This window comes from Pseudomonas sp. NFR09 (assembly GCF_900111535.1).
Lineage (GTDB): Bacteria > Pseudomonadota > Gammaproteobacteria > Pseudomonadales > Pseudomonadaceae > Aquipseudomonas > Aquipseudomonas extremorientalis.
Genome location: NZ_FOIH01000003.1, coordinates 16,457 through 29,871, shown reverse-complemented (window position 1 = coordinate 29,871; position 13,415 = coordinate 16,457). Strand labels below are relative to the sequence as shown.

At 62.4% G+C, this 13,415-nt stretch carries 12 protein-coding genes and 1 pseudogene; 11 read left to right on the top strand and 2 right to left on the bottom strand.

Translation table 11 applies throughout. From position 1 onward, the window contains the following. Window positions 1–230 precede the first annotated feature (230 nt). The 6 genes and pseudogenes from BMX59_RS07635 to BMX59_RS30055 all read left to right on the top strand — a co-directional run. On the top strand, window positions 231–1,364 hold the full coding sequence (locus BMX59_RS07635; RefSeq protein WP_092250233.1) for an FAD-dependent monooxygenase: 1,134 nt from the start codon (window positions 231–233) through the stop codon (window positions 1,362–1,364). Next, the gene (locus BMX59_RS07630; RefSeq protein ID WP_093120929.1) at window positions 1,361–2,158 is read left to right on the top strand and encodes an alpha/beta fold hydrolase; all 798 of its coding nucleotides are present in this window, start codon (window positions 1,361–1,363) and stop codon (window positions 2,156–2,158) included. Before BMX59_RS07635 ends, BMX59_RS07630 begins: the two co-directional genes overlap by 4 nt. A 14-nt stretch (window positions 2,159–2,172) precedes the next feature. Further along, the gene (locus tag BMX59_RS07625; protein ID WP_016977977.1) at window positions 2,173–2,925 is read left to right on the top strand and encodes a maleate cis-trans isomerase family protein; all 753 of its coding nucleotides are present in this window, start codon (window positions 2,173–2,175) and stop codon (window positions 2,923–2,925) included. A 171-nt stretch (window positions 2,926–3,096) separates the two neighbouring features. Then, window positions 3,097–3,729, top strand: coding sequence for an N-carbamoylsarcosine amidohydrolase (locus BMX59_RS07620; protein WP_058426134.1), 633 nt, complete (start codon window positions 3,097–3,099; stop codon window positions 3,727–3,729). 161 nt (window positions 3,730–3,890) lie between these two features. Beyond that, window positions 3,891–5,201 carry an MFS transporter gene (locus BMX59_RS07615; RefSeq protein ID WP_071489532.1) on the top strand — a complete coding sequence of 437 codons (1,311 nt, stop codon included), beginning with the start codon at window positions 3,891–3,893 and terminating at the stop codon, window positions 5,199–5,201. 31 nt (window positions 5,202–5,232) lie between these two features. Then, a pseudogene (locus BMX59_RS30055) lies at window positions 5,233–5,346 on the top strand (nucleoside hydrolase); the annotation flags it as partial. A gap of 70 nt (window positions 5,347–5,416) precedes the next feature. Here the strand turns inward: BMX59_RS30055 and BMX59_RS07610 are convergent. Next, on the bottom strand, window positions 5,417–6,793 hold the full coding sequence (locus tag BMX59_RS07610) for a MocR-like pyridoxine biosynthesis transcription factor PdxR (protein WP_093120928.1): 1,377 nt from the start codon (window positions 6,791–6,793) through the stop codon (window positions 5,417–5,419). Between the two features lie 131 nt (window positions 6,794–6,924). Here BMX59_RS07610 and BMX59_RS07605 point away from each other — a divergent pair, with 131 nt between their 5' ends. The 5 genes from BMX59_RS07605 to BMX59_RS07585 all read left to right on the top strand — a co-directional run bounded on the left by BMX59_RS07605 (window position 6,925) and on the right by BMX59_RS07585 (window position 13,073). Continuing rightward, complete coding sequence (locus BMX59_RS07605; protein WP_093120927.1) at window positions 6,925–7,401, top strand: carboxymuconolactone decarboxylase family protein; 477 nt, start codon at window positions 6,925–6,927, stop codon at window positions 7,399–7,401. Beyond that, the gene (locus tag BMX59_RS07600; protein WP_093120926.1) at window positions 7,394–7,834 is read left to right on the top strand and encodes a GNAT family N-acetyltransferase; all 441 of its coding nucleotides are present in this window, start codon (window positions 7,394–7,396) and stop codon (window positions 7,832–7,834) included. The genes BMX59_RS07605 and BMX59_RS07600 overlap by 8 nt, the downstream gene beginning before the upstream one ends. Beyond that, the gene (locus BMX59_RS07595; protein ID WP_078048273.1) at window positions 7,831–8,424 is read left to right on the top strand and encodes an FMN-dependent NADH-azoreductase; all 594 of its coding nucleotides are present in this window, start codon (window positions 7,831–7,833) and stop codon (window positions 8,422–8,424) included. The genes BMX59_RS07600 and BMX59_RS07595 overlap by 4 nt, the downstream gene beginning before the upstream one ends. Window positions 8,425–8,483: 59 nt before the next feature. Further along, a complete protein-coding gene (locus BMX59_RS07590; RefSeq protein ID WP_093120925.1) occupies window positions 8,484–9,635 on the top strand; it encodes a MalY/PatB family protein in 1,152 nt (383 codons plus the stop codon). An 87-nt stretch (window positions 9,636–9,722) separates the two neighbouring features. Further along, window positions 9,723–13,073 (top strand): hypothetical protein, encoded by a 3,351-nt coding sequence (locus BMX59_RS07585; RefSeq protein WP_092250248.1) that lies wholly within the window; start codon window positions 9,723–9,725, stop codon window positions 13,071–13,073. Window positions 13,074–13,110: 37 nt separating this feature from the next. Here BMX59_RS07585 and BMX59_RS07580 read toward each other — a convergent pair whose 3' ends face one another. Next, the gene (locus BMX59_RS07580) at window positions 13,111–13,326 is read right to left on the bottom strand and encodes a TOBE domain-containing protein (RefSeq protein ID WP_060752785.1); all 216 of its coding nucleotides are present in this window, start codon (window positions 13,324–13,326) and stop codon (window positions 13,111–13,113) included. Window positions 13,327–13,415 lie beyond the last annotated feature (89 nt).

The window sequence follows — 13,415 nt, the reverse complement described above, 5'->3', positions numbered from 1 at the left end:
TTTAATAACGATAAGACCCGAATTGCGAACAGACTGCAAGCGGCGCGCCACAACGTTACCTATCGGAACAACTCCAATGTTAATTGGCTACATACCGTTACACAGGAGCCGTACGGCCAGAAAATAAATTTTCAGAGACAGGCTTCCCATTTCAAAAAATGAGCGTATACACTTTAAAAACCTTGCGGACAGACGCTACCGAAAATCACAAAGACAGAGGAATACGCCCCATGGGAAGCACGCAAAAAATCGCCATCGTCGGCGCAGGCCTGGGCGGTGCCGCCGCTGCCACCCTGTTGCAGCAAGCCGGCTTCGACGTGGATGTATATGAGCAGGCGTCGGAGTTTTCCCGATTGGGCGCGGGGATCCACATGGGCCCCAATATCATGAAAATCTTTCGCCGCATGGGCATCGAAAAGCAGTTGGACCTGATGGGCTCGCACCCCGAGCACTGGTTCAGCCGCTGCGGCGAAACCGGCGACTACCTCTCGCGCATCCCGCTCACCGGCTACGGCGCGTCCTACATCACGGTGCACCGTGGCGACCTGCATGCGCTGCAAATGTCCACCCTCAAGCCCGGCACCCTGCACTTCAACAAGCGCCTGGAAAGCCTTGAGGAAACCGACACCCAGGTGCGCCTGACCTTCGCCGACGGCCAAGTGACCTACGCCGACATCGTGATCGGCGCCGACGGCATCAATTCCAAGATCCGCGAAGAACTGCTGGGCGTGGAAAAACCGCTGTACAGCGGCTGGGTCGCACACCGCGCACTGATCCGTGGCGACCAACTCGCCAAGTACGACTTGAAGTTCGAAGACTGCATCAAGTGGTGGACCGAGGACCGCCACATGATGGTCTACTACACCACCGGCAAACGCGACGAGTACTACTACGTGACCGGCGTACCCCACGCTGAATGGGACTTCCAGGGCGCGTTCGTCGACAGCAGCCGCGAAGAGATGTTCGACGCCTTCAAGGGCTACCACCCCACTGTGCAAGCCTTGATCGAATCCACCGACAGCGTGACCAAATGGCCGCTGCGCAACCGCAACCCACTGCCGCTGTGGAGCCGTGGTCGCCTGGTATTGCTCGGCGACGCCTGTCACCCGATGAAACCGCACATGGCCCAGGGCGCCGGCATGGCCATCGAAGACGCCGCCATGCTCACCCGCTGCCTGCAGGAAACCGGCATCAGCGACTACCGCACCGCCTTCGAGCTGTACGAAGCCAACCGCAAGGAACGTGCCTCCCGGGTGCAGGCAGTGTCCAACGCCAACACCTGGCTGCGCACCCAGGAAGACCCGGCCTGGGTCTACGGCTATGACCTGTACGCCCAGGAACTGAAATCGGGGGTGGCCGCGTGAGCACCTTCCTCTACGGTGGCAACGTGCAGGCCAACGGCATTCGCCAGCATTACTTGCGTTACGGCGGCAAAGGCCCGGCGTTGATCCTGATCCCGGGCATCACCAGCCCGGCGATCACCTGGGGGTTCGTCGCGGAGCGCCTGGGCGCACAGTTCGACACCTATGTGCTGGACGTGCGCGGTCGCGGGCTGTCCTCCACCGGCCCCGAACTCGACTACAGCGCGGACACCTGCGCCGACGACATCGGTGCCTTTGCCGATGCGCTGAACCTGGACAGCTATCACCTGATGGGCCATTCCATGGGCGCCCGTTTTGCCTTGCGCAGTGCGGTCAAACATCCGCAGGGCGTGAAGCGCGTGGTGCTGATCGACCCGCCGGTGTCTGGCCCGGGTCGGCGTGAGTACCCGAGCAAACTGCCGTGGTACGTGGATTCGATCCGCCAATCCCTGGTCGGCATGGATGCCGAGGCGATGCGCGCCTTCTGTGCCACCTGGACCGACGAACAACTGCAACTGCGTGCCGAATGGCTGCACACCTGTTTTGAGCCCGCCATCGTGCGCGCCTTCAATGATTTCCACACCGTGGATTTCCACCAGGACCTGCCCCACCTCAAGGCCCCTGCCCTGTTGATGGTGGCCGGTCGCGGCGGGGTGATCCTCGATGAGGACATTGCCGAAATCCAGGGCCTGCAACCGCGCATCCAGGTCGCCCGCGTACCCAACGCCGGGCACATGATTCCGTGGGATGACTTCGACGGTTTCTTCCACGCCCTCGGCGACTTCCTCACACAATAAAAACGGAGACCACCATGCAGAAGCCTTACCGCATCGGCCAGATCGTGCCGAGCTCCAACACCACCATGGAAACCGAAATCCCGGCGATGCTCACCGCGCGCCAGGCGATCCGTCCCGAGCGTTTTACCTTTCACTCCAGCCGCATGCGCATGAAGCAGGTGCGCAAGGAAGAACTGGCGGCCATGGACGGTGAGTCCGACCGTTGCGCCGTCGAGTTGTCCGACGCCAAGGTAGACGTGCTGGGTTATGCGTGCCTGGTGGCGATCATGGCCATGGGGCTGGGGTATCACCGCAACTCCGAACAACGCCTGCGCAAGGCCACTGCCGACAACGATGCCAACGCCCCGGTCATCACCAGCGCCGGCGCCTTGATCGAAGGCCTGAAAGTCATGGGCGCCAAGCGCATCGCGATTGTTGCACCGTACATGAAGCCGTTGACCGAACTGGTGGTGAACTACATCCGCGAAGAAGGCTTTGATGTGGTGGACTGGCGCGCCCTGGAGATCCCCGACAACCTCGAAGTGGCCCGCCACGACCCGGCCAACCTGCCGGCCATCGTCGCCGGCATGAACCTGGAAGGTGTCGACGTGATCGTGCTGTCCGCCTGCGTGCAGATGCAGTCGCTGCCGGTGGTGGCCAAGGTCGAGGCGCAAACCGGCAAGCCGGTGCTCACCGCCGCTATCGCCACCACCTACGCCATGCTCAAGGCCCTGGACCTGGAGCCCATCGTACCCGGCGCGGGAGCCCTGCTCTCCGGCGCCTATTAATGTGTGGCGAGCGGGCTTCTGTGGCAAGCGGGCAAGTTGTGGCGAGCGGGCTTGCCCCGCGTTGGGCTGCGAAGCGGCCCAAAAAAAAGCGGGAGCGCTACGCACTCCAACGCGGGACAAGCCCGCTCGCCACAAGGTAAGTGCACTGTCCAGAAATGAGGGGGTTAAACGATGAGCGAACAATCCGCCGACGCCAATTACCAGGGCGTATGGGGCAACCGCATCGGCTTTGGCAAAAAGGCCGCGCTGTTGATGATCGATTTCATGCAAGGCTACACCACCGAAGGCGCGCCGCTGTTCGCGCCGGGTGTGGTCACAGCCGTGGCTGAAAGCGTGGAGCTGCTGGCCAGCGCGCGCCAGCACGGGATTGCAGTCGTCCACACCAATATCCGCTACCATCCCGGCCATTTCCTGGATGGAGGCATATGGGTCAAGAAGGCCCCGGTGATGAAAGACATGGTCGAAGGCAACCCACTGGCCGCGTTCTGCGCCGAGGTACTGCCCCAGGCCGATGAAGTGGTGATCACCAAACAGTACGCCAGTGCGTTTTTCGGCAGCAGCCTGGCGCCGATGCTGCATGCACAGGGCATCGACACCGTGGTACTGGCCGGGTGTTCCACCAGCGGCTGCATCCGCGCCACAGCGGTGGATGCAGTGCAACACGGGTTTCGCACCATCGTCGTGCGCGAATGCGTCGGCGACCGGCACCCGGCCCCCCATGAAGCCAATCTGTTCGATATCGACAGCAAGTATGGCGACGTGGTGAGCAAGCAGGAGGCAATGCGCAAATTCAGGGAGCAATAAACGGTACCGAGAATCGCGCCATAGAGTGCGGTCTCGCCTAAAACTGGGGTACACGCCCCAGTCTTCTGACACTGCCTTTGGACGTCGCTTCTACAGCACTCCGAAGTGCTGGAACAAAAGCGGCTGTATAAAAACCATAAGTCACCGCCAGGAGACACCCCATGCCCATTGCGAATGCAGCGCCGGCGACCACGGTCGCCGATCCCGTCAACACGCTTTACCACAAGATCACCTGGAAACTGATTCCGTTCCTGTGCTTCTGTTATCTGGCCGCCTATCTGGACCGGATCAATATCGGTTTCGCCAAATTGCAGATGCTCGACCAGTTGCAGTTCAGCGAAACCGCGTTCGGCCTCGGTGCCGGCCTGTTCTTTGTCGGCTACATCATCTTTGAAGTGCCAAGCAACCTGGTGCTGGAACGGGTCGGCGCGAAGATCTGGATCGCGCGCATCATGATCACCTGGGGCCTGCTCTCGGCCTGCACCATGCTGGTCACCTCCACCACCCAGTTCTACATCCTGCGCTTTTTGCTCGGCGCGGCCGAAGCGGGCTTTCTACCGGGCGTGCTGTACTACCTGACCACCTGGTTCCCCACCCACCGACGTGGGCGCATCATCGCGCTGTTCATGATCGGCCTGCCGCTGTCCAGCGTGATCGGCGGCCCGCTGTCCGGCTGGATCATGGGTCACTTCGACCACATCGGCGGTCTGCGCGGCTGGCAGTGGCTGTTCCTGATCGAGGCGGTGCCCAGCGTATTGCTCGGCGTGCTGACCTTCTGGGCGCTGCCCAACACCTACCAGCAAGCCAAATGGCTGTCGGACGAGGAAAAGGCCCTGCTGGAAACCGAACTGCACAAGGACGACGCCGATGGCACCGCCAGCAAGCACAGCTTCCGCGACGGGTTCTTCAACCTCAAGGTGTGGATGCTCGGCGGTATCGACTTCTCGATCCTGCTCAGCGCCTACGCCATGGGTTTCTGGATGCCGACGTTCATCCGCAACGCCGGGGTCACCGACACCTTCCATATCGGTGTGCTCACCGCCTTGCCGAGCGTCGCCGCCCTGCTCGGCATGCTGTTGATCGGCGCCAGTTCCGACAAACACCGCGAACGCCGCTGGCACATCATCGTGCCGTTCTTCATCGGCGCGGCGGCGATGGCCACCAGCACCTTCTTCACCCATAACGTAGCGGCTACCGTGGCGCTGTTCGCAATTGCTTCGGCGGCGATCATCGGCGCGGTGCCGGTGTTTTTCAGCCTGCCGGCGACGTTCCTCAAAGGCACCGCGGCGGCCACCGGCTTTGCCCTGGCCTGTTCGGTGGCGAATATTGCCGGTCTGGTGAGCAACTCGTTGATGGGCGTTGCGATTGACGTCACAGGCAGCAGCGCGGGTGCCTTGTGGTTTTTCGCCGGCTGCCTGATTCTCAGCAGCTTCCTGGTCATCGCCTTGCCGGCGAAACTGGTGAACCGCTGATAACCCCAATTATTCCGGATGAACCACCATGCAAGGCTTCTTGATAGGCACGCAGAAGGCCAAGGTGGTGTTCGGTGTCGACCAGAAGAAATTCCGGGATGGCTACGTCAACCTCGTGACCCTGCCGACGCCGGTCAAGCACTGACCGGCCGGGCGCTCTCACCTTGCGTGGGAGCGCATTCTTTTTCAGTCGCTCAGCGTTGAGTACATATCCGTTATTGGTCAACGGTTATGCACTTATCAATCACCTCACGCAAAACCACTACAATCCCCACCGCATCCGACATAGAAGCCACATTGGTAAACCCCATCAACACCCCCTGCCCCCGCCCAGTCTCAAGCGTCCAGGAAGACAGTGCCTGCACCGCCAACCCCGCTCTACCAGCGGCCTCAGCCACGACAAGGTCCGGCACATCCACCACCAACCGCGCCAGCAAATTAATCCCGCCCGCCTGCTCATCCACCCGCAGATACCCCGCACAATGCACGCGCAACGCCTCCACCAGATACGCCCTGCGCTGCGCATACAACAGGCGCATCTTCTTCAAATGCCGGGTGAAATGCCCCTGCTCGAGAAAATCCGCCGCAGTCAATTGCAACAACTGCGCCCCACGCTGCTGCAACGCCTCGGCCGCACGTTCAAACGCCGACACCAACGACACAGGCACCACCAGATACCCCAAGCGCAACCCCGGGAACAGCATCTTGCTGAAGCTTCCGGCATAGATCACTCGGTCATCCGTATCCTGGCTCTTGAGCGCCGCCAACGGCTGCCCGCGATAGCGAAATTCACTGTCATAGTCATCCTCTACCACCCAACTGCCCTGCTCTCGCGCCCATTCCAGCAAGGCCTGCCGCCGCAGCGGGTTCAACGCCACACCCAAGGGGCTCTGATGCGCCGGGGTGACTATCGCCAGTCGCGCCCCACGCCCCCGTGCAATGCCCTGCGCGACATCCAGCCCATCGCGATCCACCGGCACCGGCACCAGTTCCACACCGCGATGCCTCAACAACTGCCGCGCATGCAAGTACCCGGGATCTTCGAACCAGCAGCGCTGCCCCGCCATCGCCAGCGTTTCGCAGACCAGGGTGAGGCCGCCCGCATACCCGGCACACACAAACACCTGCTGGGGCGTGCACTCCACGCCGCGATACAACGCCAGGTAGCTGGCAATCGCCACACGCAGCGCCTGGGTGCCGCGCACGTCGCCCATCGCCAGGCTGTCCGCATCGGTGCGGCGCACTTGCTGGGTCACCAGGCGTGCCCACAATTTGCGGGGGAACGCATCCAGGGCGGGCAGGCCCATTTGCAACGGCCGAGGGCCTGAAGTCACCGGCAGCGCAACCGGCATGGGTTTCACCGACACCTGCGGCAGCGCCTCGGCAATCACGGTCCCCGCTTGCCCGCGCGCCTCGAAGAAACCTTCGCTGACCAGCAGTTGATACGCCGCCTCCACCGTGCCCCGCGCCACCTTGAGCTCCTGGGCCAGCGCCCGCACCGAGGGCACGCGCTCGCCGGCGCGCAATTGGCCCTGGTCGATGGCCTGGCGAAAACGCCGGTAGATTTCCTGGTATTTGGGCAGCGACGACATCGCAAGTGGCTCGGCGGGAAGACAGGCCGAAGTCTGATCATGTCCCAACCCACTTGTCCAATCATGCCCCTGTCAGGCCACCTGGCCAGCCACGAAAATGGCGCATCTCTTCACCGCAATAAGGATCGCCCATGAAACACCGTCTCGACTACGCCCTGGCCGCCCCCGCCGGTTATAAAGCCCTGGGCTCGGTGCACAGCTATATCCACGGCTGCGGCTTGGAAAAAGAACTGATCGACCTGGTGTACCTGCGAGTCTCGCAACTCAACGGCTGCGCCTATTGCCTGGATAGCCATTCCCGCGACCTGCTCAAGCTGGGCGTAAGCCTGGAAAAAATCATGCTGCTGGCCGCCTGGCGCGAAGGTCTGCCGCTGTACACCCCGCGTGAGCAGGCCGCCCTGGCCTGGGCCGAAGTGGTGACGCCGGTCGCGCAAACCCAGGTGCCGGATGCGGATTACGCACAGGTCGCGGCGGTGTTCAGCGACAAGGAACTCGCCGACCTGACCCTGGCCATCGGCTTGATGAACGCCCTCAATCGTGTCGCCATCAGCTTTCGCAAAGTGCCGGCGGCAATCAAGGCTCACCTGGAGAACCACGGCCATGAATGAACACGTCGAGTTCGTCCAGATGGAAACCGAGGCCGATTGCGTCGCCAGCTTTGCAGTGATGCAGCAGCTGCGCCCGCACCTCACCGACGCCAAGGCGTTCGCCGAGCAAGTCCAGCGCCAACGGCAAAACGGGTATCGCCTGCTCGCCGCGCGGGAACACGGCCAGGTGATCGGCCTGGCCGGCTACCGGTTGACCGAGAACACCCTGTATGGCCGCTTTATCTACGTCGATGACCTGGTGGTAGACGCCACGTTGCAGCGGCGCCGCCTCGGTGAACGACTGCTTGACCACGTGCGTGACGCAACCCGCGCCCACGGCTATCGCTGGCTGGTGCTGGACACCGGCATGCACATGGCCCTGGCCCAACGCTTCTATTTCCGCCAGGGCCTGTTGCCCCTGGGCATGCACTTTTCCCAGGACCTCAGCCAATGACTCGCGCCCTGCTCCTCGGTTTCAGCCCCCACGGTAAAGCCGCGCAGACCTTCAAACTGGCCCGTGCCCTGCTGCGCGACCTGGTACCGGATGCCGAGGTGACCGAGCGTGACTATGGCGGCCAGGCGCTGCCGCCGCTGACCCGTGAATATGCCAACGCACTCACCACAGCGGGGGGCTTGAGCGGCAAGGCGACGGCACTCTCGGAACAGTTGATCGTGGAACTGGAAGCCTGCGACCTGCTGATCCTGTGCACCCCGGTGCACAATTTCACCGTGCCGGCGGCGCTCAAGGCCTGGATCGACCACGTGGTGCGCATCCAGCGCAGCTTTACGGTGAATGCGCAATTGGCCAAGGTCGGCTTGCTGGAGGACCGGCGCACCTTTGTGCTGGTCAGCTCGGGTAACGCCCGCAAAGGCCATGAACCGGACTTCCTTACCCCGTACATGACCGCGATCCTGGCGACGGTGGGTATTGAGTCGGTAGATTTTGTGTACCTGCCGGCCATGGTGCGCGGTGAAGAAGCGGTCAATCGCGCGCTGGAACAGGCGCACCGGCAACTGTCGCTCGCAATCAGCTCTGGCCTATAAAAATAATGGCGCTAGAATCAGCGCCATTCCTGCGCCTGACGCCCTGATACGAGCCCCCCATGAGCTTTGATTTCGACACGATCCACCCCCGCCTCGGCACCGGCAGCACCAAGTGGAACCGCTACCCGCAAGACGTTTTGCCGATGTGGATCGCCGACATGGACATCGCCGCCCCACCCGCCGTGCTGAAGGCCCTGCACGCACGCCTCGACCAACAGGTGCTGGGCTACAGCGTCGCGGGGCCGGATGTGCGCGAGGCGATCATTGCCGACCTGTGGAACAAGTACGCCTGGCGCGTGCAGCCGGATGAGTTGCTGTTTTTGCCGGGTGTGGAGCCGGGTTTCAATATGGCGCTGCATGCATTTGTAGAGCCGGGCCAGCCGGTGGTGCTGCAAACCCCCAACTACCGGCCGATCCGCCTGGCGCCGGGGCACTGGAACCTGCCGCGCATCGAAGTGCCGTTCGAGTGGGTCAACGGTGAATACCTCACGCCAATGCCAGCAATGCGCCAGGCGCTGACCGGCGCCGGCGCGCTGTTGTTGAGCAACCCGCACAACCCTATGGGCAAAGTCTTCCCTCGCGATGAACTGCTGGCCGTGGCCAATGCCTGCCTGGAACACGGCGCGTTGATCATCTCCGACGAAATCCACGCCGAGCTGTGCTTTGACGGTCGTCGCCATATCCCCACCGCCAGCCTCAGCCCCGAGATTGCCCAGCGCACCATCACGCTGATGTCGGCGAGCAAGGCCTATAACGTCGCCGGCCTGAAGACCTGCTTTGCCGTGGTGCAGAACGCCGAGATCCGCGAGCGCTTCAACCAGGCCCGGTGCGGCATGGTCGACAGCGTCAGCCCCCTGGGCCTGGAAGCCACCCGCGCCGCCTACAGTGAATGCGCCGACTGGCTCGATGCCTTGGTGCAGTACCTGCAAGCCAACCGCGACTACCTGCTCGACGCCGTGCAGACCCGCCTGCCCGGCGTGGTCATGCACGCGCCGCAAGGCACCTTCCTGGCCTGGCTGGATTGCAGCGCGTTGGGCCTGGATGACCCGCAGCAGTTCTTCCTGGAACAGGCCAAGGTTGGCTTGAGCGCAGGGATCGAATTCGGTGACGACAGCCAGCAATTCGTGCGCCTTAACTTCGGCTGCCCACGGGCGATGCTGGAGGAAGGCTTGCAGCGCATGGAGCGCGCCCTGCGTCACCGCCAAGCCTAATTCACAATTTTTCGCAACGCGTGCCGAACGCCTGCTGTTACTGTTTTTGCCGATACGCCCCACCGGTAACAGCAGGAGTTTCATGGCATGACGACCCAGCCCCTCGATCGCTCGTCCGACCCCAAAGTCCTCCCCCGCACGCCGCCCAAGTCAGGCACGCAGTTCCATGCGTTGCTCAAGCAAAGCGCCAACAACAAAAAGGTCGAGGCCCAGGACAAGACACCATCGGGGCTGGAGGCCAGTAAAAAAGACGGCTATGAGTTGGCCGCCAAGGATGCCACGCCGCCAGAGACGTTGGCCGACTACAAGGCCATCGGCCCGCCCGATGAAGTCGGCCCCGGGTTGATTCGCTATGAGACCCAGGACGGCAAGAAAATCATCGTCAGCGAACAGGACAGCCCCGAGCTGTTCAAGCAGGTCAGCCAGGATTTCAAGGCACTGACCGGCGTGGTCGCCAGCCAGAATGCCGGCTACCAGAGCCTCGGCGCCGACGGCACTGCGCCGGGCAAACTCGCCGATTACAAATCCCTCGGCCCACCGGATGAAACCGGACCGGGTGTGATCCGCTACGAGACCCAGGACGGCACCAAGGTCGTCATCAGCCAGCGTGACAACCCCGAAGCCTTCCAGAAAGCCAAGGACGCCTATGCCAGCTTTACCGGCCTGTCCAGCAGTGAAGACGCCGGGTACAAGCGCGCCAGCGACAATGAAGTGTGGCCGCCCTACGCGGGTACCACGGTGGGCCCTGTGGATGAAGTCGGCCCGGGCCTGATCCGCTTTGAAAGCAACGGCCAGAAAATGGTGGTGGCCCGCGACGACAACCCCAAGCTGTTCGACTACCTGGCAGGCCTGCACGCGGTCTACACCGACCCCGGCAAGAAAGCCGTGGTGGAAGGCGAACTGAACAACGGCGCGGTACTGGCCGATGCCAACACCCCGTTGCCGGGCCTGAACGACTACAAGAACTTCAGTTGGAACAACGACCAGAAAGACCACATCCTCACCTACGAGCTGCATGACGGCACCAAGGTGGTGGTGTCGTCCGACGTCAGCCCCGAGCTGTTCAAGAGCGTCGCCACCGCCAATGACACCTGGGCCAAGATCCACACCAGCGAGGGCGAAGGCTACAAGCTGGCCGGGCCGAATGACTTCCTGAAAAACACCGATATCACCTTCGGCTCCCCGGATGAACTGGGCGACGGCCTGATCCGCTATGAAACCAGCGAAGGCAAGGTGATCGTCTCCAAGGAGCTCAGCCCGCAGCTCTACGACGACGTGGCGGCCAAATGGGAAGCCTGGAGCGCCAGCTCGGTGGACGATACCCGCGCCAAGCACAACCTGCCCAAGGCCGACGACCTGGATGTGCTGAACCTGGACACCGGCGTGCACGCCGATGAAAAGGACGACAAATCGCCGACCCTCAGCGTCAGCGAGCTGGCCACCACGCAACTGATCGACACCTACCGCGAAGGCGTGAAGAACGGCTCGATCCCCAAGGACGACCCGCGTGCGAAGCTGGTCCGGGCCCTCGAAGCGCAAGCCGCGTACCAGAACGGCCATGGCATCACCGGCTACGAAGAAGCCAAGCGCCCATTCGGCACGACCTGGCGCGAGTTCGATGACAAGCAGACCGAGCTGACCTCGGCCGACATGCACGACATCATCGACGGCAAGGCCGTGCAGAAGCAGATCGGCGAACTGTTCAACGACCCCACCGTGCAGGCCGACTATAAGTCGAAGATGGACGAGGCGATCAACAAGCTGCCGAACAAGGACGAGATCAAACAGAAGCTGCTCGACCTCACCTCCAACCCGGACTACGTGCTGTACCTCAAGGACCTGCAAAGCCAGGGCAAGACCTACGAGGCGCAGAAAGACCTCAGCGACACCCTGACGTCGCTGTCGCTGTTCGACCCGGCGGCCGCCAGCAAAGCCGCGCAGAACATCCAGGCGGACGGCTTGACCACCGACCTGAATGCCATTCTGTCGGACCCGAGCAAAATCTCCGACGAGAACAAGGAGCTGGCGACCAAGGACCTGTTCGGCCTGCTCAAAGGCGTGCTCAAGGGCAACGTGCTGGACTTGCCGCGCCGCACCCAGGAAACCCTGGAGAAATTCCTTAACGAAGGCCTGCAAGGCAAGGAAAAATCCGCCGCTGTCACCAAGGCCCTGGAAGAGCTGGGCGCCGTGTACCAGAAAAACGGCGTGATCAGCGAAGCCGACCTGAAAACCGCCCTGAGCAAACCCTACATTCCGGTGGCCGATCGCGGCATGCTCGGCGAGGTGTTCAACACCCTCAACAGCAAAGGCATCCTCGGTTCACTGGGCGCCGGTGTGAGCCTGTTTTCCGGGATTTACCAACTGGTGGGCAAAGGCGGCAAGCTCGGCGAAACCCCAGCGCAACGCATGACCATCGCCAAGGACTTCCTGAGTTTTGCCGGCGGCTCCAGCCACTTTGTGCGCCTGGGCGACAAGATCGGCGAGAGCCTGGGCAAAGGCGGCCTGGTGGATTTCCTCGGGCTGGACAAGACTCTGCCGGAGATCTGGGGCAAGACCGGCATGCAGGAGCCGAACTTCGAATTCCGCGTCAGCGAACTGCCCTCGGATGTCAAAGCCAAGATCGCCACGGCCCTCGATGCGGTGCCGGACAGCCAGTACGACGGCATCGCCAAGATGTTCGGCGAGGGCGACAAGGCCGTCACCGAGGCCACCGAAGGCCTGGCCACCCACCTGGATGACGGCCTGGCCGCTGCGGGCGCGGCCAAGCTCGGCGCGTCCAAATCGGCGAAGATCGCCGGTTCCGTGATCAAGGTGCTGGGCCCGGCCACGGACATTGCCGGCGGTTTTGCCGACATCGTACTGGGCGCACTGGCGATCAAGAGCGGCGTGAAGGACAAAGACCCCTTGGCCCAGGCGGCCGGCGGCCTGCAAGTGGCCGGCGGTGCGTTCGGTGCATCGGCCGGGGTACTGGGGGCTGCGGCCCTGTTTGGCGCGGGCACGGCGGCGGCGTTGACCGGGCCGTTGTTCCTGGTGGGTGTGGTGCTGGCGGTGGTCGGCGGGATCATCGGCTACTTTGTCGACCACAACAAAAAGCAGAAGGCCACCGAGAAGGAAAACGACTGGTACCGCGACCTGGCGGGCGACGGTCTGTTGCAGGACAACTGGGCCGACAAGGTCGAATACGCCCACTACGAAATCCACCATTACGGTGGCCGTGACGCGCCGACCGACGACAGCATCTTCCGCTTCCAGCAATCGGAGTGGGAACACTTCGACCAGACGCCACAAAAAGGCGGCTCGTCGAGCAACCGCCTGGATGGCGGCTTGCACAAGGGCTACAAGGACCCGAACGAGAAACCCAAGAGCCTGCCGACGGATGCGCCGCCGGAGAGACCGCAGCCGCATCCACCGGGTGGCAGTGGCCCGAAGATCGCTTGAGTCATGCCAGCCCCCGCCTGAGTGCGGGGGCTGTCATTTACAACTTGGCGATGGACACTTCGGTGGACTTCACAAAGGCAATCACTTCACTGCCTACTTTCAATTCCAGGTCACGCACCGAACGGGTGGTGATCACCGATGTGACGATGCCGGACGCGGTCTGCACGTCGATTTCCGACACCACTTCCCCTTGCAGGATTTCCTTGATCACGCCCTTGAACTGGTTGCGCACATTGATGGCTTTAATGGTCATGTCGGCTTTCCTTCAGGCTGTTGGGTCAATCCGCACGAATGCGCAGGCCCTCAAAATGCGCCATCGACGAAGATATTAAAAGGAATATA

What these genes read in the sequence shown, in the direction of transcription:
- BMX59_RS07625 (WP_016977977.1), top strand. Translation starts at nt 2,173, where the DNA reads ATGCAGAAGCCTTACCGCATCGGCCAGATCGTGCCGAGCTCCAACACC.
- BMX59_RS07610 (WP_093120928.1), bottom strand. Translation starts at nt 6,793, where the DNA reads ATGTCGTCGCTGCCCAAATACCAGGAAATCTACCGGCGTTTTCGCCAG.
- BMX59_RS07580 (WP_060752785.1), bottom strand. Translation starts at nt 13,326, where the DNA reads ATGACCATTAAAGCCATCAATGTGCGCAACCAGTTCAAGGGCGTGATC.
- BMX59_RS07595 (WP_078048273.1), top strand. Translation starts at nt 7,831, where the DNA reads ATGACTCGCGCCCTGCTCCTCGGTTTCAGCCCCCACGGTAAAGCCGCG.
- BMX59_RS07605 (WP_093120927.1), top strand. Translation starts at nt 6,925, where the DNA reads ATGAAACACCGTCTCGACTACGCCCTGGCCGCCCCCGCCGGTTATAAA.
- BMX59_RS07585 (WP_092250248.1), top strand. Translation starts at nt 9,723, where the DNA reads ATGACGACCCAGCCCCTCGATCGCTCGTCCGACCCCAAAGTCCTCCCC.
- BMX59_RS07615 (WP_071489532.1), top strand. Translation starts at nt 3,891, where the DNA reads ATGCCCATTGCGAATGCAGCGCCGGCGACCACGGTCGCCGATCCCGTC.
- BMX59_RS07600 (WP_093120926.1), top strand. Translation starts at nt 7,394, where the DNA reads ATGAATGAACACGTCGAGTTCGTCCAGATGGAAACCGAGGCCGATTGC.
- BMX59_RS07590 (WP_093120925.1), top strand. Translation starts at nt 8,484, where the DNA reads ATGAGCTTTGATTTCGACACGATCCACCCCCGCCTCGGCACCGGCAGC.
- BMX59_RS07620 (WP_058426134.1), top strand. Translation starts at nt 3,097, where the DNA reads ATGAGCGAACAATCCGCCGACGCCAATTACCAGGGCGTATGGGGCAAC.
- BMX59_RS07635 (WP_092250233.1), top strand. Translation starts at nt 231, where the DNA reads ATGGGAAGCACGCAAAAAATCGCCATCGTCGGCGCAGGCCTGGGCGGT.